Source organism: Hymenobacter rubripertinctus (genome assembly GCF_003583925.1).
GTDB lineage: Bacteria > Bacteroidota > Bacteroidia > Cytophagales > Hymenobacteraceae > Hymenobacter > Hymenobacter rubripertinctus.
Genome location: NZ_QYCN01000022.1, coordinates 1 through 18,968, shown reverse-complemented (window position 1 = coordinate 18,968; position 18,968 = coordinate 1). Strand labels below are relative to the sequence as shown.

The 18,968-nt window shown below is 60.7% G+C and carries 15 protein-coding genes and 1 CRISPR repeat array; of the genes, 4 read left to right on the top strand and 11 right to left on the bottom strand.

Features of this window, described 5'->3' with window-relative positions; all coding sequences use genetic code 11:
• Positions 1 to 75: 75 nt before the first annotated feature.
• The 3 genes from D0T11_RS14250 to D0T11_RS14245 all read left to right on the top strand — a co-directional run bounded on the left by D0T11_RS14250 (position 76) and on the right by D0T11_RS14245 (position 4,640).
• Entirely contained in the window at positions 76 to 2,622 is a 2,547-nt protein-coding gene (locus D0T11_RS14250) for a PIG-L family deacetylase (protein ID WP_119656469.1), read from the top strand.
• A gap of 198 nt (positions 2,623 to 2,820) precedes the next feature.
• Positions 2,821 to 2,955 (top strand): hypothetical protein, encoded by a 135-nt coding sequence (locus D0T11_RS23375; RefSeq protein WP_262681981.1) that lies wholly within the window; start codon positions 2,821 to 2,823, stop codon positions 2,953 to 2,955.
• Positions 2,952 to 4,640, top strand: a complete 1,689-nt coding sequence (locus tag D0T11_RS14245) for a sodium:solute symporter (protein ID WP_119656468.1) — start codon at positions 2,952 to 2,954, stop codon at positions 4,638 to 4,640. Before D0T11_RS23375 ends, D0T11_RS14245 begins: the two co-directional genes overlap by 4 nt.
• Positions 4,641 to 4,873: 233 nt before the next feature.
• Here the strand turns inward: D0T11_RS14245 and D0T11_RS14240 are convergent, their stop codons facing one another.
• From D0T11_RS14240 to D0T11_RS14200, 9 genes are all read right to left on the bottom strand, one after another.
• Complete coding sequence (locus tag D0T11_RS14240; RefSeq protein ID WP_119656467.1) at positions 4,874 to 5,779, bottom strand: DUF2911 domain-containing protein; 906 nt, start codon at positions 5,777 to 5,779, stop codon at positions 4,874 to 4,876.
• A 70-nt stretch (positions 5,780 to 5,849) separates the two neighbouring features.
• The gene (locus tag D0T11_RS14235) at positions 5,850 to 6,422 is read right to left on the bottom strand and encodes a hypothetical protein (RefSeq protein WP_119656466.1); all 573 of its coding nucleotides are present in this window, start codon (positions 6,420 to 6,422) and stop codon (positions 5,850 to 5,852) included.
• A gap of 175 nt (positions 6,423 to 6,597) precedes the next feature.
• On the bottom strand, positions 6,598 to 7,107 hold the full coding sequence (locus D0T11_RS14230; RefSeq protein WP_119656465.1) for a hypothetical protein: 510 nt from the start codon (positions 7,105 to 7,107) through the stop codon (positions 6,598 to 6,600).
• An 8-nt stretch (positions 7,108 to 7,115) separates the two neighbouring features.
• The gene (locus D0T11_RS14225) at positions 7,116 to 7,622 is read right to left on the bottom strand and encodes a hypothetical protein (protein WP_119656464.1); all 507 of its coding nucleotides are present in this window, start codon (positions 7,620 to 7,622) and stop codon (positions 7,116 to 7,118) included.
• 147 nt (positions 7,623 to 7,769) lie between these two features.
• Positions 7,770 to 9,617, bottom strand: coding sequence for an ABC transporter ATP-binding protein (locus D0T11_RS14220; protein ID WP_119656463.1), 1,848 nt, complete (start codon positions 9,615 to 9,617; stop codon positions 7,770 to 7,772).
• A 99-nt stretch (positions 9,618 to 9,716) separates the two neighbouring features.
• Entirely contained in the window at positions 9,717 to 10,196 is a 480-nt protein-coding gene (locus D0T11_RS14215) for an energy transducer TonB (protein ID WP_119656462.1), read from the bottom strand.
• A gap of 219 nt (positions 10,197 to 10,415) precedes the next feature.
• Entirely contained in the window at positions 10,416 to 11,897 is a 1,482-nt protein-coding gene (locus D0T11_RS14210; RefSeq protein ID WP_182888418.1) for a sodium:solute symporter, read from the bottom strand.
• 200 nt (positions 11,898 to 12,097) lie between these two features.
• Positions 12,098 to 13,123 (bottom strand): MBL fold metallo-hydrolase, encoded by a 1,026-nt coding sequence (locus D0T11_RS14205; RefSeq protein ID WP_119656461.1) that lies wholly within the window; start codon positions 13,121 to 13,123, stop codon positions 12,098 to 12,100.
• Positions 13,124 to 13,148: 25 nt separating this feature from the next.
• Positions 13,149 to 13,718 (bottom strand): hypothetical protein, encoded by a 570-nt coding sequence (locus D0T11_RS14200; protein ID WP_119656460.1) that lies wholly within the window; start codon positions 13,716 to 13,718, stop codon positions 13,149 to 13,151.
• A gap of 194 nt (positions 13,719 to 13,912) precedes the next feature.
• Between D0T11_RS14200 and D0T11_RS14195 the strand changes: the two genes are divergently transcribed.
• Complete coding sequence (locus tag D0T11_RS14195) at positions 13,913 to 14,572, top strand: hypothetical protein (RefSeq protein WP_119656459.1); 660 nt, start codon at positions 13,913 to 13,915, stop codon at positions 14,570 to 14,572.
• Between the two features lie 107 nt (positions 14,573 to 14,679).
• Here the strand turns inward: D0T11_RS14195 and D0T11_RS14190 are convergent, their stop codons facing one another.
• On the bottom strand, positions 14,680 to 16,521 hold the full coding sequence (locus tag D0T11_RS14190; protein WP_119656521.1) for a M61 family metallopeptidase: 1,842 nt from the start codon (positions 16,519 to 16,521) through the stop codon (positions 14,680 to 14,682).
• A gap of 79 nt (positions 16,522 to 16,600) precedes the next feature.
• Positions 16,601 to 17,245, bottom strand: a complete 645-nt coding sequence (locus D0T11_RS14185) for a class I SAM-dependent methyltransferase (protein ID WP_147374666.1) — start codon at positions 17,243 to 17,245, stop codon at positions 16,601 to 16,603.
• A 90-nt stretch (positions 17,246 to 17,335) separates the two neighbouring features.
• Positions 17,336 to 18,922: a CRISPR direct-repeat array (repeat unit 29 nt; unit sequence ATTTCAATTCCACACAGTCCGATTGAAGC).
• Positions 18,923 to 18,968 lie beyond the last annotated feature (46 nt).

Sequence of the window (18,968 nt, the reverse complement as noted above, 5' to 3'; positions counted from 1 at the left end):
AAAAGCTCCGGCGCCCGGGGGGTGGGGTGAACGGCCGTATCTTTACCCCTCAACGCCCCCGCTTCAGCTCCCCGCATGACCCTTCGCCAACCCTTCCGCGCCGCCGCCGTCTGGCTGATAGTACTCACACATTCACTCATCCACTCATTCACGGCGCAAGCCCAGGCCCCCAAAACGTACTCGTCGTCCGAGATTCTGCTGGGGCTCAAGAAGCTCAACGTGCTGGGCTCGGCCCTGTACATTGCCGCCCACCCCGACGATGAAAACACCCGGCTAATCGCCTACCTGGCCAACGGCCGCCTCGTGGACACCGGCTACCTGAGCGCTACCCGCGGCGACGGGGGCCAGAACCTCATCGGCCCCGAGCTGCGCGAGGGCCTGGGCGTCATCCGCACCCAGGAGCTGCTGGCGGCCCGCCGCGTCGATGGCGGCCGGCAGTTCTTCACCCGCGCCAACGATTTCGGCTTCTCCAAAACGGCCCAGGAAACCTTCACCATCTGGGACAAGGAGCAGGTGCTCGCCGATATGGTCTGGGTTATCCGCCAGCGCCGGCCCGACGTGATGATTACCCGCTTCCCGCCCGATGCCCGCGCCGGCCACGGCCACCACACGGCCAGCGCCATGCTGGCCATCGAGGCCTTCGATGCCGCCGCCGACCCCAAGCGCTTCCCCGAGCAACTCCAGTATGTGCAGCCCTGGCAGGCCAAGCGACTGCTCTGGAACACCGGCAGCTTCTTCGTGAAGCCAGGCGAGGACATGAGCCAGTATTTCCAGCTCGATGCGGGAGGATACAACCCGCTGCTGGGCCGCAGCTACGGCGAAATTGCTGCCGAAAGCCGCACCAGCCACAAAAGCCAGGGTTTCGGCAGCAGCGCCCAGCGTGGCGAGGCCCCGGAGTATTTCCAGCTCCTGAAAGGTGTGCCCGCTAAAACCGATCTGTTCGACGGCGTGGACCTGACCTGGAACCGCGTACCCGGCGGCGCGGCCGTGGGCAAGCTGGTAGACGAGGTGATTCGGAACTACGATGCAAGCAACCCAAGCGCGAGTGTGGCGGGGCTACTGAAGGTGCGGGAGGCGTTGAGGAAGCTACCGCAAAATAATTTCTGGGTAAAAGAAAAGCTGACTGAAACCAATAGCATGTTTCAATCGTGCCTGGGGCTCTACATGGAAGCCATTGCAGCCTTTCCAAGTGTATGTCTTGGCGAATCAATTCCAGTGAAAATCACACTATTAAATCGTACACCAAATCAGGTTCTGAATTTGAGTGAACTGGGGTTTCCAGATAGAGATAAGGATTCGATTGTCAACAAGACGATAGGCCCAAATCAGCCTATAACTATTAAAAGTGCCTTTTTACAGCCTGCAAAAGCTGATAATGATAGACTAGAAGGAAGGACAAGAGACGAGTTGCTTTCTCAACCTTATTGGCTGAAAAGGTCTGCAACTGTTGGTATGTATAAAGTCCCTGCACAATTAGAGCGGGGTCTAGCCGAAAATGAACCTGATGCTATAATAACAGCAGTTATTCAAGCAGTTAGTCAGGAGTTTACATATGATATCCCCGTTCAATACAAGCACACCGACCCCGTGCGGGGCGAAATCTACGAGCCGCTGACGGTGGTGCCGCCGGTGATGGTGAACGTGGGCGGGCAGGCCTTCGTGTTTGCCGATAACGCGGCTAAAACGGTGCCTGTGACGGTGCGGGCCGGTAAAGGCGGCGTGAAGGGCAACGTATCCCTCACGCTGCCCGCCGGCTGGCAGTCGGAGCCGGCGAACTTTCCCTTCGACCTCGCCGCCAAAGATGCCGAGCAGACCGTGCAGTTCCAGGTGCGGCCGGTAGCGGGGGCCAAGGAGGGCAAAACCGAGCTGCGGGCGGTGGCCACCGTGGACGGCCAGGCGTACTCGCGCGGCTACCAGGTAATTGCCTACGACCACATTCCAACCCAAACGCTGTTCCCCGAAGCCACCGCCCCGCTCGTCAAGCTCGACCTCAAGCGCAAGGGCCAGCAAATCGGCTACCTGATGGGGGCCGGCGACGAGGTGCCCGAGGCCCTGCGCCAGATCGGCTACACCGTTACCCTGCTCAAGCCCGACGACCTCACCGAAACCAACCTGCGCCGCTTCGATGCCGTGGTGCTCGGCATCCGGGCTTACAATACCGTCGAGCAGCTGAAAGCCCGTCAGCCGGCCCTGCTGAAATACGTGGAAAACGGCGGCAACGTGGTGGTGCAGTACGTGGTGAACCGCGGCACGGTGCTGCCCGAAATCGGTCCCTACCCGCTCACCCTGGGCCGCGACCGGGTGACGGTGGAAGACGCGCCCGTAATCCTGCTCAACCCCAAGCAGCCCCTGCTCAACACGCCCAACCGCATCACGCCCGCCGATTTCAAGGGCTGGGTGCAGGAGCAGGGCCTCTACTACCCCGAGAAGTGGGACCCCCGCTACCAAACCGTCATCAGCAGCCACGACCCTGATGAGCCGGCCCGCGAAAGCGCCATCCTCGTCGCCGACTACGGCAAGGGCCACTACATCTACACCGGCCTCTCGCTGTTCCGCGAACTGCCCGCCGGCGTGCCCGGTGCCTACCGAATTTTGACCAATATGGTGTCGTTGGGGAAGTAGCGTTCAACGTTGCGCCTCACCCCCCGGCCCCCTCTCCGAAAAGGAGAGGGGATGCCAGACGACGTTGACCGGCAAAGCAGGCGAGAAAATATACGTCTCTTGCGTTAGGCTCCCCCTCTCCTTTTTCGGAGAGGGGGCCGGGGGGTGAGGCGCAACGTCAGCCCGAAGCCCTATCTTTCGCTTTATAACCCTGTGCCCGTGCCCACCGCCTCAACTGAACCCCACAACAAACCGCCGCTGCTGCCTTCGTGGCGGGCCTGGTACTGGCTGGTGCTGGGGGCGTTGGGGGCCGAAATCGGGTTGTTCGTGTACCTGACCCGGCTGTTTGCATGAGCGGGCTCGACTGGCTGATTCTGGGCGGGACCCTGCTGTTCATTGTGGGCTACGGCACCTGGCGCACCCGCCGCGCCGGCGACTCGCTCGACGATTACCTGCTCGGCGGCCGGACGGCTTCGTGGTGGGCGGTGGGCCTGAGCATCATGGCCACCCAGGCTTCGGCCATCACGTTTCTGAGTACGCCCGGCCAGGCCTACGACGACGGGATGCGCTTCATCCAGTTCTATTTGGGCCTGCCGGTGGCCATGGTTCTGATTGCCGTGTTTGCGGTGCCCATTTACCACCGCCTGCAGGTTTTTACGGCCTACGAGTACCTGGAGGGCCGGTTCGATAGGCGCACCCGCACCTTCGCGGCGCTGCTGTTTCTGGTGCAGCGGGGCCTCAGCAACGGCCTCTCGCTGTATGCCCCGGCCCTGGTGCTGTCGGCCATTCTGGGCTGGAACATCCAGCTCACCGTCTGGCTGATTGGGGGGCTGATGATTGCCTACACCGTGAGCGGCGGCACCAAGGCGGTGGCCGTGACCCAGCAGGCCCAGGTGGCCGTTATTTTCACCGGAATGGTGATTGCCGGCTACCTGCTGGTGCACTACCTGCCGGCCGAAGTAGGCTTCACCGACGCCATGCGCGTGGCTGGCCACGAGGGCAAGCTCAACCTGATTGACTTCCACTTCGACCCCTCCGACCGCTACAACTTCTGGTCGGGCATCACCGGCGGCCTGTTTTTGGCCCTCTCGTACTTCGGCACCGACCAGAGCCAGGTGCAGCGCTACCTGGCGGGCCGCGACATCACCGAAAGCCGGCTGGGGCTGCTGATGAACGGGCTGCTCAAGATTCCGATGCAGTTCGGGATTCTGCTGCTGGGCGTGCTGCTGTTCGTGTTCTACCAGTTCAACCCGGCCCCGCTCACCTTCAACCGGCCGGTGTATTTGCAGGTGGCCCACTCCGAGCAGTACGGCCCCCAGCTACGCGGCCTGGAGCGCACCCACGCCACGTTGTTCCGGGCCCGCGCCCGCGCTACCGGCGAGCTGGTAGCGGCCCTCAAAACCGATGATGTACAGGCCATAGCCGCCGCCAAAACCCATCTCCAGACCACCCAGGCCGCCAACCTGGGCCTTCGCCAGCGCGCCCAAACCCTGCTCAAACAGGCCGTGCCGACCGCCGAAGCCAAGGACACCGACTATATCTTCCTGACGTTCGTGCTCAATTACATGCCCCACGGGCTGGTGGGCCTGCTGGTGGCCGTGGTCCTGAGCGCAGCTATGGGCTCGGCCGCCGCCGGCCTCAACGCCCTTTCGTCCACCACCGTGGTCGACCTGTACAAGCCGCGCCGGCCGGGCCGCTCGGAGGGGCATTACGTGGCAGCCTCGCGCTGGGCGGCCGTGGGTTGGGGGGTATTGGGCATCGGGTTCGCCACCTTCGCCGCCCGCCTCGAAAACCTGATTCAGGCCGTCAATATCCTCGGCTCGCTGTTCTACGGCACCATTCTGGGCATTTTCGTGGTGGCCTTCTTCCTGAAATTCGTGAACGGCCGCACGGTGTTCTGGGCCGCTGTAATGGCGCAAATTGTGGTCATGGGCCTGTTCTTCACCACTGATATCGGCTACCTCTGGTTCAACATCATCGGCTGCGCCCTGGTGGTGGTCGGCAGCTTGTCGAATAAGCTGGTAGCTGCTGGCCGATAACCTGACGTTCTCGCGGTTCGCCTCACCCCCTAACCCCCTCTCCGAAAAGGAGAGGGGGAACTAGTTTTTAGTTCTTCATCTAGCTTTAAAAAGCTACAAGCTAGTTCCCCCTCTCTGAAGGAGAGGGGGCTAGGGGGTGAGGCGCAACGCGAGGGCCGCAACAACAACGCGCCCGGCTCCAAGAGGAACCGGGCGCGTATTCAGCTAATAGCTATCAGCTTTTAGCTCAAAAACTACTTGGCCTTTTTGGCGTCCGTCATCAGCTCGTCGTTCATCTTCACGTAGTCCATGTTCTTGGCTTCGGTGGCAAGTTTCTTCGACTGCTCGGCCGAGGCCATGGCGCCCTTGTAATCCTTCATTTTCATGCGGATTTTGGCTTCCGTGTGCACGTTCCAGAACTTGGGGTCGGTGGCGTTGGCCTTTTGCATCCAGGCCAGGGCCTGCTTCATGTCACGCTCGTTGTCGAGGTAGTAAACGGCGGCGGCGGCCAGGTCGCCGCTGGTGGGGCTGGCGTTGTTGATGACCTTTGCATTGATCTGGGCCATCACTTTCGCGTCCACGTCCGACATGATTTTGAACTTCACGCCGCTCATATCCCAGAGCATAGCCACGTTGGCGGTGGCGGGGGTGAGGTCGGTGAAGTCGATGGTGAAGGTTTCAACTTTCTCGCCCAGCTTATAAGGCTTCACCTTGAAGCTGGCCACGTTTTCGTCGTCCTTGTAGCCGTCCACATCGGACCCGAGCTTGGTGTTCTTGCTCAGCACCACCTGCCAGTCGGTTTTGCCGGGCACGGTGTAAATGGCGTACTCGCCGGCCGGTACTTTCTGGCCTTCCACGGTTACGTCATCAGAGAATTTGATGAGGGTGGAGTTGTTGGCGCCGGTGCGCCAGCGCTGGCCGTAGTTGACCACGGCCTTGGTGTTGGCGTCGCCGAAGCCCATGCGGGTGCGCAGGCTGGGACGGCCATAAGACACCGTAACGTCGGTGAGGCCCACGCGCTGCATTACGCTGGCTTTGGGGCTGGGCTGGGGCGTGCTGATCTGGGCCTGGGCGGTGTTGCCACCGAGCAGCAAGCCGGTGAGGACCAACGTAGCGCCAGGAATGAAGGCCTTGGCGGTGCGGGAAGTGGAAAATGACATACGAAGCAGGAATGGTGAAGGTGAGAGTAGATGGAGGGTAAAAATAAGCAAACCAAACTCGGCCGCTCGTTCAGGCAACCCCGCCACCGCCCGGAAGGTTGCCGCCGCCGCCCACCCGCTGCTGCGGTACCGCGTGCCGGGCCAGCAGCCGGGCCAGGTCGGCGGGGGTGGCGGGTGGCTGCAATTGGCGCAGGTCGAGGTAGTAGCAGGCGGTTTCTGTGGGGTAGAGCAGCAGCCAGTCGGTACCCACCCATACGGCCCGCTTCAGCTGCGGCCACTTGCTCGAAAACTGCCCCTGCCCGCTCTGGCCAATAATTTCGCCGTTGGTCAGCCGGAAGTCGAGGGGCTGGTGTAACCCCGCGTTGCGGGCGTAGCCACGCCGCAGCTGCCAGCGCACCAGCGCTGCCCGCGACAGCCCGTAGAGCACTGCCACCGTCAGAAAAATAAACGTCGACGTCCGCTCGGGCTGGCCGTTCTGCCACAGGTCAATACCGATGCTCAGGCTCAAAAGCAACACGGCCGCGCCCAGCACCCAGCGGCTGCGGCGCGTACCCGGCCGCGCCCGCCACAACCGCAGGTTCACGGCCACGTACTCGTCGGCCGACAGGCGCACGGCGGGCAGGTGGTAGGGTAGGTGCTTCATTGGGGCGCGAAGGTAGCCGCCGGCTCGCTGGATTCGCCTCTGCTAGGACATACTAGGACGGCAAGGTGTCGGGGGCAGGTGAACCGACACCCGTTGCCGCTCCTGGGTCTGGTGAATCAGCTGGTACTCCCGGAACATGGGTGGGGTAGCAGGCAGGTGCATGGGCAGTGCGCTTTTAGTGAACCGAAACCCCGCCCGACTTCACCAATTCCAGCACGTCAGCCGGGGTGGCAGGAGGGGCTATTCGTTGTAGATCAAGGAAAAAGGCACTTTGCTCAGAGGCTTGCAACAATAGCCAGGAGCCAAATTGGTCGGCCCGCGTGAAGGCGGGCCACATTAGGTCGGTGTTCATGGCCGGGCCGCGGACGCTTACGCCGGTGGCATTCAAAACGTAGTCGGCGGGATTAAGGAGTAGGCTGCTGGCCTGATACTGCTGCCACGTGCCCCATACGAGCAGTACCGGAAGTAGCAGGAAAAATAGCATGAACAGCATTCCTAAAGGGTTCTGTTTCAGTACATCAATTACTGAAGTGGGTCCGGTGAGCAGCGCTCCGGCCGACCACATAAACGTGAGCCAGGGAACAAGTAAAACGGCCATCAGCGGCTTGCGACGAAATGAGTAACGGAGCGAAAGGGCGAGGTAGCGCCGGAAATCTACTCGCACCTGGGGAATAACAATGGTCATCGGGAGAGCTATAAAAACGTCAGGCCCTGTTGAGTTAGCAAGGCGCGCAGGTCGGCTTCGGTAGCCGGCGCTTCCAGACGGGCCGGGTCCAGAAATTCGCCCCGTTGCGGCCCGGTTACCAGGAAATACCAGCGCCCCAGCCGGCGCACCCCCTGGCAGCTGGCCCAGGGCAACTCCAGGCGTTGCAGGGAACTGGTTTTCTCAATACCAGCAACCGACAGTCGGTACGTGGCGGGCTGTTGCATGAGCGGCGTGCTATCGTACTGCTTGTTGATTGCCCGCCGGTATAAGTAGCCCAACAATATAGCCATGGCCGCCAGCACTGCCAGTGTAATGCCCGCTTGGTAAAGCCAGTATCCAGACTCGTAAAAGCCGTCACTCCAAAAAAGATAAACGACAACGCCGCTCATTAAAAGCATGTTTATCCAGCCCCGCTTCCGCACAATAATGGGCCAGTTTATGGCCACGAAATCAGCCCGGCTCATACGGACATCAGCAAGAATAATCGGCTCCATAGCGCCGAAATTAATGGGATAAAATTCAATATCTAGCCTATTTCCGGCTCCCGGTAGAGGGAAGTGGAGATACCCCGAAAATATAGCAGAAAACAAAAGGGGCGAAGCCAAAGCTTCGCCCCTTTTGTTGTAAGTGCGGTTGTAGCCTTACGTCAACTCAAACTGCAAGCGGAGCAGGTTAGCATACAGGCCGCCTTCCCGTTCGCTTAGCTCGTCGTGGGTGCCTTGTTCCACGATGCGGCCGCCGTCGATAACCAGGATCTTATCCACTTTCCGAATCGTGCTCAGGCGGTGGGCGATGATGATGCTGGTGCGGTTCTGCATGAGCTCGTCCATGGCGCTCTGCACCAGCTGCTCGCTCTCCGAATCAAGGGAGGAAGTGGCTTCGTCGAGGATGAGGATGGCGGGGTTTTTCAGGATGGCGCGGGCAATGGCCACGCGCTGGCGCTGCCCGCCCGAGAGCTTGATGCCCCGGTCGCCGACCAGCGTATCGAGCCCTTCCGGGAAGCCCTGGATGAACCGCCAGGCGTTGGCCCGCTCGGCGGCCTCCACGATTTCGGCGTCGGTAGCATCCGGGCGGCCATAGGCAATGTTCTCGCGGATAGTGCCGCCGAAGAGCAGCGTTTCCTGGGGCACAATGCCGATGTGGCGGCGCAGAGCCGTCAGGTCGTAGTCGGCTACTTCGTGGCCGTCGATGCGGATGTGGCCGCCGCTGAGCGGATAGAACTGCATCAGCAGGCCGGCAATAGTGCTTTTGCCCGCGCCGCTGGGGCCCACGAGGGCAATTTTCTCGCCCGCCGCAATGCTAAAGTTGATATCCTGCAGCACCGGCACGTCGGGGCGGGTGGGATAGTTGAAGACCACGTGCTCGTAGCGGATATCGCCCTGGATACTGGCGGGCACCAAGCCCACAGAGGGTTCGAGGTGAGTGGGTTCGGGCGTTTCATCCAGAATTTCGAGGATGCGCTCGGAAGCGCCCAGCGTGCTCTGCACCTTGCCGTACATCTCGCCCAAACCCGCAATGGAAGCCCCAATGAAGGCCGTGTAAAGCAGGAAGGTGAGCAGTTGGCCCACTTCGAGATGATCGGGTCCGGGGTTGTAGACCAGCTGGGCCGCCCGCCACAAAATCAGGATGATGCCGCCGGTGAGGCCAATGATGATAAACGACACGAAGCCGCCGCGGTACAGATTGCTCTTCAGGGCTGCCCGCACCACCCGGTCGAGGGCCGAGCCGTAACGGCGGGTCTCAAACCGCTCGTTGGTGAAGGCCTTCACCGAGTTGATGGCCTGCAGCGTCTCCTCGACAATGGTGTTGGTGTTGGCCAGCTCCTGCTGGGTTTCGCGGGCCAGCACGCGGATTTTACGCCCGAAGAGCCCCGCCACCAGAATGATGGGCGGAAACGTGAGGAGCATAAACAACGACAGCTTCACCGACACAATCATGATGGCCGTGATGCCGATAATCATCGTGGAAAGCTGCCGGAACAGCTCAGCCAGGGTCAGCGAAAACGTGTCCTGAATCTGGGCTACGTCGGAGGTGATGCGCGAGGTGATAGCGCCCACGCGGTTCTGTTCGAAGTAGGGGATGGGGAGCTGCACGAACTTGCCATAAAGGGCTCGCCGAATGTCGCGCACCGTGAACTCACCTACCTGCGTGAAAAACCAGATGCGCACGAACGAAAACAGGCCCTGAAAGAAGATGATGGCAAACAGCAACAGGGCAATCTGGTTGATGCCCAGCACCCAGCCGTTGGCCAGCACCAGCGGCTCGTGGTTGGCGGCATTGATGAGCTTGCCGGCCAGCCACGGAAAGGCCATAAACGTGCTGCTGCTGAGCAGCAGCATCAGCAGGCCCACGATAAACTTGCCCTTGTAGGGCAGCATATAGCGAAAAATGCGCAGGCTGCGCTTGAGTGATTCCTTGTTTACTTTCGATTTGGGCAGCTCGGCCGTTGCCAGGTCGCTGCCGCTGCTATTGAGTCCACTTCGGGCCATTGGTTTTGGGAAGCTAGGAGTTAGGAGCTAGGAGTCAGGACCGCAACAGCCGTAAGGCCGATAAACTCTATTTCCTGGATTCTAACTTCTAACTCCTCATTATTCAAATTTAGATTTGCCTTGCTCTACCTCCAGACCCTCGGACACGCCGAAGGGCACGGGCAGGCGTACTTGAATGGGCACGGGCTGGCCCTTGCGGGTGGCGGGTTTCCAGGCTGGCATCTGGCCCATTACCCGCAGCGCCTCCGTGTCGCACTCGGGGCTTAGGGGCTGCACCACCGAGGGGTTGGTCAGGTGCCCGTCGGCTTCCACCGTGAAGGTCATCACCACGTGGCCGCTGATTTGCTTGACGCCGGCCGCTTCGGGATACTTTAGATTTTGCTGAAAAAACTGATTCAGACCCGCGGCCCCGCCCGGAAACTGGGGCGGCACATCGGGCCGGTTGGCGGCGGGCTTAACCTGGGCCTGCATCCGGCCCGCTTTCAACTCGACGGGAGTTTTGGTCGGAGTCGTTTGCTGGGCCTGGGCTTTGGCAAGGCCCAAAGGTACGAGCAGCAGGATGAAGAACAGGTGTTTCATAGCGGGGAGTGGGGGCTTGGAGTTTTGGCTGAGGTTGAACAGGCAACTAGAACGTCAGGCTGAGCGGAGTCGAAGCATCACTACCGCAATAGTAATCCTGACTCTTGATAGTGTTGCGGTAGAGATGCTTCGACTCCGGCTCCGCCTTCGCTCAGCATGACAGTTCTTATTACCGCTTTCTCTAATTCTCAACGCGCACTTCTCACCCAAGAACAACGCCTACGCGACGGGGTTCAATTCGAGGTTGCGGGGGCGCGAAATAGCCCACAGGCCCAGGAAGGTGAGCAGGCCGTTGAGAATCAGAATCTCGAAGCCGAACTTGTAATCCCACCAGGCCTCGGAGTTGGCGTTGATGAACCAGGTGAGCAGGGGCGTGAGCAGGCACAGGGGCAGCACCAGCTTGTCGTGGAGGCCGCGGCTGGTGAAAATGCCGAACGAATACAGGCCCAGCAGCGGCCCGTAGGTGTAACCAGCCGCCTTGAACACGGCCGTAATCACGCTCTGGTCGTTGATGGCCCGGAAAATCAGGATAATCACAATCAGCACAATCGAGAAGCCGAAGTGGGTGAGCTGGCGGATGGTTTTCTGCTTGCGCTCCTCGTACTGCCCAATGCTGAGCATATCCACGCAAAATGAGGTGGTGAGGGCCGTCAGGGCCGAATCGGCAGAAGCGTAGGTCACGGCGATGATGCCCAGGATGAACACGATGCCCGCAAACAAGGTGAAGTGGTTGGTGGCCAGCATCGGGAACACGGCGTCGCCGATAACGGCGCCGGTTTCGGGGTTGGTGGGCAGCGTGATGCCCTTGGCGGCGGCAAACTGGTAAAGCAGCACCCCGAGCGAGAGGAAAAAGATGTTGACCAGCACAATGGCAATCGTGAACCAGAACATATTCTTCTGGGCGTCGGCCAGGTTGCGGCAGCTCAGGTTTTTCTGCATCAGGTCCTGGTCGAGGCCAGTCATGACAATTGTAATAAAAGCACCCGAGGCAAACTGCTTCCAGAAGAACTTATCGTCCTTGGGGTCGGAGAAGTAAATCTGCGACATGGAGCTTTCCTTCACCGTTTTCACCAGGCCGGCAAAGCCCAGATTCAGCTCGTCGGCCATGAGGTAGATGCTCACGGCCACGCAGATGAGCATGGCCATGGTTTGGAAAGTATCGGTCCAGAGGATGGTTTTGAGGCCGCCGCGGAAGGTGTAGAGGTAAATGAGGAAGATGGCGGCCGTCACGGTAACGGCAAACGGCACGCCCAACCCATCGAACACGGCCAGCTGCAGCACGCCCGCCACCAGAAACACCCGGAAAGCCGCCCCCACGGCCCGCGAAAGCAAAAAGAAGAACGCGCCCGTTTTGTAGCTCCAGAACCCGAACCGCTGCTCCAGATACGTATAAATGCTCACCAGCCGCAGCCGGTAATACAGGGGCATAAGCACGGTGCCAATCACGAGGTAGCCCACCGTGTAGCCCAGCACCACGGCCATGTAGCTCCAGCCCTGCCCGGCCACCATCCCCGGAATCGAAATGAACGTGACGCCCGACAGCGAGGTGCCAATCATGGCGAAGGCCACCATGTACCAGGGCGCGTTGCGGTTGGCAATAAAGAACGACTCGCTCGTGGCCTTCCGCGACGTGAAGTAGGCGATAATCATCAGGACCACGAAGTAGCCCGCAATCAGACTCAGGATAAGGGTGGGGGACATTTTTTTGGAGCTGTTAGCTGAGAGCTATTAGCTGTTAGCTTTTTTTGCTGTGAATCAATTCCACCCAGTGAGAAAACGTCTTCAGGTAGAGTTGATGCGCAACTGTTTTCCAACAGCGAGTAAACCGTAAAGCTAACTGCTAATTTTCAACCGCTAAAAGCCCGGAAAAAGCTAACAGCTAACAGCCATCAGCTAATAGCTCAAGAATCCCACTCCTGCCAGCGCAGCACTTCGCCCACGGCGGGCACGTGCAGCTCGGGACGGAGCATGCCGGAGGCGGCAATTTCCTGGATGAGGCGCTGGGGCTCGGAGGCGGGCTCGTCGCTGAGGTCGAACGTGCCGTGGTGCATGGGCACGAGGTGGCCGGCGCGGAGCTGGTTGGCCGCCTTGGCCGACTCGTGGGGGTTGGTGTGGCTGCCGGCCATCATGTAGGCCGGCTTGTAGGCCCCGATGGGCATGAGCACGATATCCAGGGGGCCGAACTGCCGCTCGATTTCCTCGAAATGGTCGTTCATGTTCGTATCGCCGGCGAAATAGAGGGTGCGGCCGTCGGGCAGGCGCAGTAGCAACGAGCCCCAAAGTACCTCGTTCAGATCGAGCAGCCCGCGGCGGTACCAGTGCGAGGCAGGCAACTCGAACAGCTCGAACGGTGGGGTTTCGCCCAGCGCGCTCAAATCGAACTGCTGCCACCAGCCGGCTTCCTGCACCGGTAGCTTAGGCACGATGCCGCGCAGCAGCTTCACCAGGCCCAGCGGCCCGAAGGCCCGCATGGCCGGATTCTGGCGGGCCAGCAGCTTGATGGATTGCTCGTCGAGGTGGTCGCGGTGGCCGTGGCTGAGCAGCAGTACATTGATGCCCGTGAGGTCTTCGGGGCGGCAGGGCAGGGCATGGCGGCGGCGCAACCCCAGCGACGAGAACAGCAGCGGATCGGTAATGATGGTGACGCCCGCCACCCGCAGCACGAAGCTGGAGTGGCCCAGCCACACCAGCCCGTCTTCGCGGCTTTGCAGGAAAGCGGTGCAATCCACTACTTCGGGCACCCAGGTGTCGGCCTTCTTTTCTTCCTTCTGCGGATTTTTGCTTAGTTGCCACTTGAGCAGCGTACCGAACTCGGGCTCATAGAGCTGCTCGCCGTTGCAGTATTCGCGGCCCAGCATTTTGTTGCCGGGGTAAGTAGGCTTGATGGTGGACAGCTGCGGATTGCGAACGTAGCGGGGAGTGGGCATAGAAAAACGAAGGGCCAGGGAGATATTAGTAGCCCCAGGGACTGCCATACGAGCTGCCGTATTGGCTGCCCGGGTAGGCCGTGGCCCCGTTGCTCACCCGCACCCCGCCCGACACCGAGAAGTTCTCCGTGATATGGTAGTCGGCCCGCAGGTTCACGCCCTGGCCCAGGTTGCCGCCGAAACCGGCGTAGGGGTTCACGCCAGGCAAACCAGCCGGCGTCAGGTCTTTCCAGGCCGAGCCGGTGAGCGAGAGCCGCGCCGACACCGCGTACTGCCCGCCGCCCTGAATAAGCAGGCGGTTGGTGCCGGCCAGCGGCAGCCGCTGGCCGGCTTCGCCCAGCGGGGCATAGGCCGCGCCCGGCATCGTCCGCAGGTACGTAACGCCCCCAAACACCGAAAACCGCTGAGTAAGCGGCAGCGAAACCGAGGGGCTCAGGTAGGTGGCCGAGCCGTAGCGGCCGGCAAATGTGGCCCCGGCCTGCAGGCTGTACGAAGGCTTCAGGCCCAGCCGTGGGCCGGCCGGAGCCGCGTTCTGGGCCGAAGCAGCGGTAACCGCCAGCAAGGCCGTAGGCAGGAAATACAGGAATCGGGGCATGAGCAAAACAGCAGTTGAGGCCGGAGGCGGTAGCGAAAGATACGAAACCCCGCGTAGTGGGGCAAAACGTGGTTTCATGGCCCGGCAGGTACCAACGTGCCATGAAACCAACCGATTTAGCAGAATCCTGTTTCTTTGACCAACGCATCACGCCTCCCCCGCCCGCGCCTCCCCCGCCCGCGCTTCCCCCGTTCATGCCCGACCACGAATTCCAGACCTACCAGCGCTTCCCCAACGCCACCGTGGCCCAGCCGCTGCTGCACCTGCTCCACGAGCACGGCCTCGAATACGACACCCGGCTCGACCAGCTGCCCATCGATGCCTCGTTCGCCTTCAACGAAACCAGCCGCTATTTCCTGGTGCAGCTGCGCCCCGCCGATTTCGAGCGCGCCCACGCCCTGGAGCTGGCTGCCGCCGAAGCCCAACTGGCCGATGTGCCAGCCGACTACTACTTGTTCAGTTTTAGCAACGAAGAGCTCCTCGACGTGCTTGGCAAGCCCGATGAGTGGAATAGCCTCGACGTCGCCCTGGCCCAGCGCCTGCTCCGGGAACGGGGCGCGGCCCCGAGTTCGGAACAGCTGGCGCAGCTACGCCACCAGCGCCTACAGGAGCTGGCCCGGCCCGAGCCCCGGCAGAGCCGCTGGGTGATGGCGGGCTACGTGCTGGCCGTTTTCGGGGGCGTGCTGAGCTTTTTTATCGGCTGGCACCTCTACTCGCACTACCGCCAGCTGCCCAATGGCGAGCGGGTGCCCGCCTTCCAGGTCCCCGATCGTGCCCACGGCCAACGGATAATGGTGTTGGGCGTGATAGGTTTTTTGGCCCTGCTGGCCTGGCGGTTTTATGCGAGCCGGTAAGAGAACGGGTAGGGTGCGGGGCTTGTCCCCGCCCGCCGTTGAACAACTCTGGTATGAGGCGTTCAACGGCGGGCGGGGGCAAGCCCCGCACCCTACCCGTTCTATGTCTACTTCGCCTTGCTACCCAGCCAGGCAGCGCGGAACTTCTTCTGCGCCCGGCTCAAAGGCCGCTTGGCCTCCTCATAGGGCACTACTTCGAGGTCGGAGTTTTCCTGCAGGGTAACCGTCGCGGTGCGGGAGCCAGTGCGGGTGCGCACTTCCACCTGCACCGTGTCGCCGGGCTTGTGGCCGGCCAAACGCTTCTGGAGTTCCGGGGCGCTGATAAATGGCTGGCCATCGAGCCTGAGTACCACATCTTCGCGGTCGAGGCCGGCCAGGTAGAGGGGACTGCCTAACAGGGTGGTGCCCAGGGTGGCGGTGCTGTCGGCGGGGTTGAACTGGAGGCGGGCACCCAACGTGGCCTGCCCGGGGTGAGCAGGGCGCACCAGCATGCCGGCCGGCATCAGCAGCGTGGCATAATCGGGCAGCTCGTGGCCCGTAATATGCTGGCGGAAGAACTGGCCGGCAAAGGCCGTGTCGCGGGCCACTTCGCCCAGCACACGCTGCAAATCGGCCAGTGTATAGGGCCGGGTGGGGGCGTAATTCTGCTGCTTACTGCCGAACTGCTCCCAGAGAGTCCGCATATACGTGTCGAGGTCGGTTTTGAACCGGGCCCGCAGCTCCAGGTCGAGGGCCAGGGCATTGGCCGCCCCAATGTAGTAATAGCTCAGGTAGGTGTTCGAGCGGTTATTGGGGTCGATGGCGGCGGCCGCGTCCACGAAGGGTGCCTGCTGGCTCATGTGCACTGGCGAGTACCGTTTGGGGCCCGGCATCGTGAGCATGGCATCGACCATCCCGCTGAGCGCTTCCTTGCAGTAGGCCGAATCGGTGTACACGCCCGCCCGGCGCAGCAGCAGCTCACCGAAATACTGGGTGAAGCCCTCGGCAAACCAGAGGTTGCTGCTCATGTTGGCCCGCTGAAAATCGAACGGCTCCAGATCCTGGGGACGCAGGCGCTCCACGTTCCAGCTGTGGAAAAACTCATGGGCGACGGTGCCCAGGTTATCGAGTGCCCCGGGGCCGCGCAGGGGGCGGCGGCTGGTGAGGCTGGTGGAGTTGCGGTGTTCCATGCCGTCGGAGCTGGTCTGGGGCAGGTAGTTGGCCACGAACGTGTAGCGCCCGAAATCGTAGGCGGGCAGGCCCCCGAAAATAGCAGCGGCCTCTTTCACCACTTTTTTCGTCTGATTGGCGTAGGCGTCGAGCTCGGCGGGCGTGCCGTCGTGGAGCACCTTCAGCTCGATGGTCCGGCCGCCTTCCTGCCAGCTGCGCACTTGCTGCTCACCCAACGAGGTGGGCGAATCCATGAGGTATTGCAGGTTGGGGGCCGAGTAGGTGGTGCCGGCCGCGTCGGGCTGGAGCTGCGAGGCCACCGTCCAGCCGGGCAGCAGACCGAAGCGCACCTCGGCGGCCCGCTGCTCCAGCCCTTGGGCGTAGGCCAGGGTGGCGGGCATGTTCAGGTGGGCGTGGCGGCCGTCGATGCCGACGTAGGTGCCGTCGGTCCGGTCGCCGAACAGGGTGTAGGTGAAGGTCACGGTGCCGTCGTGGCCGGCTACGTCCCAGCCGTAGGGGTCGGGTTTGGTCAGGCGCAGCGTCTGGCCCCGCGCGTCGGTGGCGGCCACGTCATACACGTTCTTGGCAAATTCGTGGAGGGCGTAGCGCCCGGGCGAGGAGCGGGCCATGCGCACGTGCAGCGGACCGGCCGGCAGCTCCCGAAACGTCACCGTTATGCGGGCTTCGTGGTGAACGGCGTTCGGGAAAGCCAGCTCGTAACGGACGGGGGCCTGGGCCCGGGCGGGGCGGGTGAGGGCCAGCGGCAGGCTCAGGAGCAGCAGGGCAGCGGTTTTCCGCATCAGCATAAGTAGCAGCAAATAAGAATGGAGTTGCAACCTAACACCTGCCGGCCAAAGTAGGATACCGCGCTACCTTTCCCTACCGCCACACGCTGGCTTCCACCATGCCCCCGAAGAACTGCCCGGCCGGCTCCGGGTGCAGCCCCAATCGGGCCAGCTCGGCCTCAATAGGGGGCCGCTGCCGCCCGCTGATGCCGGTAGTCAGGCCGAAGAAGCCGTACATCAGCTTCAGCAGCAGCCGGTGCCACCAGGTGCGGGGCGGCCCGAAATCGGCCAGCAGCCATGGCGCCCCCGGCTTGCGGACTGCCCCCAACCGCCCGACGATGCGCCGGAGCCGGGTAGGCTCGAATAAGTCTAGCAGAAAGAATGTGATCAGGCCCGCAAACTGCTCCTGCGGCCCCAGGCTTTGCTCCGTGCCCAGCCGGAATTCCACCTGACTGGCAGCCTGCGGGTAGTGCCGGGCCAGATACCTTTGGCTGCGGACCAGCATCCGGGGCGAAGCTTCGAGGTACACAATGCGGGCCTGCGGGCGGCGGCGCAGCACCTCGCCCAACACCGAGCCCGAGCCCCCGCCAATGATGAGCAGCCGCGCGCTGCCCGGCGGCAAGCCCCGATCCAGGGCCGTCTGTTGGGCCAGTTGCAACGACTGCCCGTACACGAGCCGGGCCAGCGGGTCGTAGAACGCCGCCACGTAGTCGAAGCCGGAATCGGGGAGGGGAATCATAAAGAGGGTAAGCACACTGAATGAAAGCAGGAAAGCTACCTCATCCATGTGTATAGTTAGGCAGGGATGCTGATAAGGCAACAAATGCCTACACCGATTCCACACAGTCCGATTGAAGCCCTCGGTTTCAGCCTCCAGGCCCTGGGCGCGCAGCTATTTCAATTCCACACAGTCCGATTGAAGCGTGGGCGGCGCGGTCCGTGGCGGCAGCGGCCCAGGTATTTCAATTCCACACAGTCCGATTGAAGCTTGTGTACGACTGGAAAACGGCGCAATACAGCTTCAAATTTCAATTCCACACAGTCCGATTGAAGCGGCGGCAGGGCCGGCAGGTGCTGCGCGTGGAGCCCCATTTCAATTCCACACAGTCCGATTGAAGCCTGTTGTTGCCACCGGCTCTTTCACCCGCATTGTGCAATTTCAATTCCACACAGTCCGATTGAAGCATTAGTCTTTCTTGAAATTCAAGAATGCTTGTTTCAATTTCAATTCCACACAGTCCGATTGAAGCAATCTTTCTTTGATTAAATATTTCTTCATTTCACTAATTTCAATTCCACACAGTCCGATTGAAGCTCAAGCCTTTTAGGTGTTGCTGTTAGCCCGATAATTATTTCAATTCCACACAGTCCGATTGAAGCGAGTACGACCCCATTGCCCGCTTCAACCGCACCTATATTTCAATTCCACACAGTCCGATTGAAGCTACCAGAACACGGCCACGCGGGTACGCAAGGTGCTATTTCAATTCCACACAGTCCGATTGAAGCGGCCTGTGTTTTCACGAGCCACCCGCCGTCCGCCCCATTTCAATTCCACACAGTCCGATTGAAGCACGGCGGCACCGGGGCCTGGGCCAGCGACGAAACCAATTTCAATTCCACACAGTCCGATTGAAGCGCTAAGTATCCAACGGTTATAACGCCAATGTCCAGATTTCAATTCCACACAGTCCGATTGAAGCGGCTAACCTCTGCCCAATTGGAATTAAAAAGATCTGATTTCAATTCCACACAGTCCGATTGAAGCTAAAAAACTGCCCGGGCTTCGACGTGCGGCCTTGGTATTTCAATTCCACACAGTCCGATTGAAGCCGTGGCCTCACTGCTGCGCGCACTCGGGACCGGGCCATTTCAATTCCACACAGTCCGATTGAAGCGTGCCGATTTCGTAGGTTTTAAGCCCGCTGATCTCATTTCAATTCCACACAGTCCGATTGAAGCCCCGGGATAGGCGCGGGCTTCAAGAACCAGAAACAGATTTCAATTCCACACAGTCCGATTGAAGCCCGGAAGACTCAACTATTTGCGGTCTTTCTTGCGGAATTTCAATTCCACACAGTCCGATTGAAGCCATAACGGTTTTAGCTACCCAATTTCTGAGGTTCTAATTTCAATTCCACACAGTCCGATTGAAGCCAGATAGCCCCCGGTCGTGCTGGTAACACGATCGAATTTCAATTCCACACAGTCCGATTGAAGCAAGCAACCTTTAATGCTGCGCCAATTGGCTGCGTATTATTTCAATTCCACACAGTCCGATTGAAGCGCCGCTAAAAATCTTGGTAGCCGGATTGTACTTCAATTTCAATTCCACACAGTCCGATTGAAGCTCAACTGCTGCTGCAAGTCGTCAATATTGCGGCTTCATTTCAATTCCACACAGTCCGATTGAAGCCAACTGCTGCTGCAAGTCGTCAATATTGCGGCTTCATTTCAATTCC

Bases quoted from the DNA above. Each gene is read 5' to 3' on its own strand.
- D0T11_RS14200 (WP_119656460.1), bottom strand. From the start codon at position 13,718: ATGCCCCGATTCCTGTATTTCCTGCCTACGGCCTTGCTGGCGGTTACC.
- D0T11_RS14225 (WP_119656464.1), bottom strand. From the start codon at position 7,622: ATGGAGCCGATTATTCTTGCTGATGTCCGTATGAGCCGGGCTGATTTC.
- D0T11_RS14240 (WP_119656467.1), bottom strand. From the start codon at position 5,779: ATGTCATTTTCCACTTCCCGCACCGCCAAGGCCTTCATTCCTGGCGCT.
- D0T11_RS14185 (WP_147374666.1), bottom strand. From the start codon at position 17,245: ATGATTCCCCTCCCCGATTCCGGCTTCGACTACGTGGCGGCGTTCTAC.
- D0T11_RS14195 (WP_119656459.1), top strand. From the start codon at position 13,913: ATGCCCGACCACGAATTCCAGACCTACCAGCGCTTCCCCAACGCCACC.
- D0T11_RS14205 (WP_119656461.1), bottom strand. From the start codon at position 13,123: ATGCCCACTCCCCGCTACGTTCGCAATCCGCAGCTGTCCACCATCAAG.
- D0T11_RS14235 (WP_119656466.1), bottom strand. From the start codon at position 6,422: ATGAAGCACCTACCCTACCACCTGCCCGCCGTGCGCCTGTCGGCCGAC.
- D0T11_RS14210 (WP_182888418.1), bottom strand. From the start codon at position 11,897: ATGTCCCCCACCCTTATCCTGAGTCTGATTGCGGGCTACTTCGTGGTC.
- D0T11_RS14220 (WP_119656463.1), bottom strand. From the start codon at position 9,617: ATGGCCCGAAGTGGACTCAATAGCAGCGGCAGCGACCTGGCAACGGCC.
- D0T11_RS14250 (WP_119656469.1), top strand. From the start codon at position 76: ATGACCCTTCGCCAACCCTTCCGCGCCGCCGCCGTCTGGCTGATAGTA.
- D0T11_RS14190 (WP_119656521.1), bottom strand. From the start codon at position 16,521: ATGCGGAAAACCGCTGCCCTGCTGCTCCTGAGCCTGCCGCTGGCCCTC.
- D0T11_RS14215 (WP_119656462.1), bottom strand. From the start codon at position 10,196: ATGAAACACCTGTTCTTCATCCTGCTGCTCGTACCTTTGGGCCTTGCC.
- D0T11_RS14230 (WP_119656465.1), bottom strand. From the start codon at position 7,107: ATGACCATTGTTATTCCCCAGGTGCGAGTAGATTTCCGGCGCTACCTC.
- D0T11_RS14245 (WP_119656468.1), top strand. From the start codon at position 2,952: ATGAGCGGGCTCGACTGGCTGATTCTGGGCGGGACCCTGCTGTTCATT.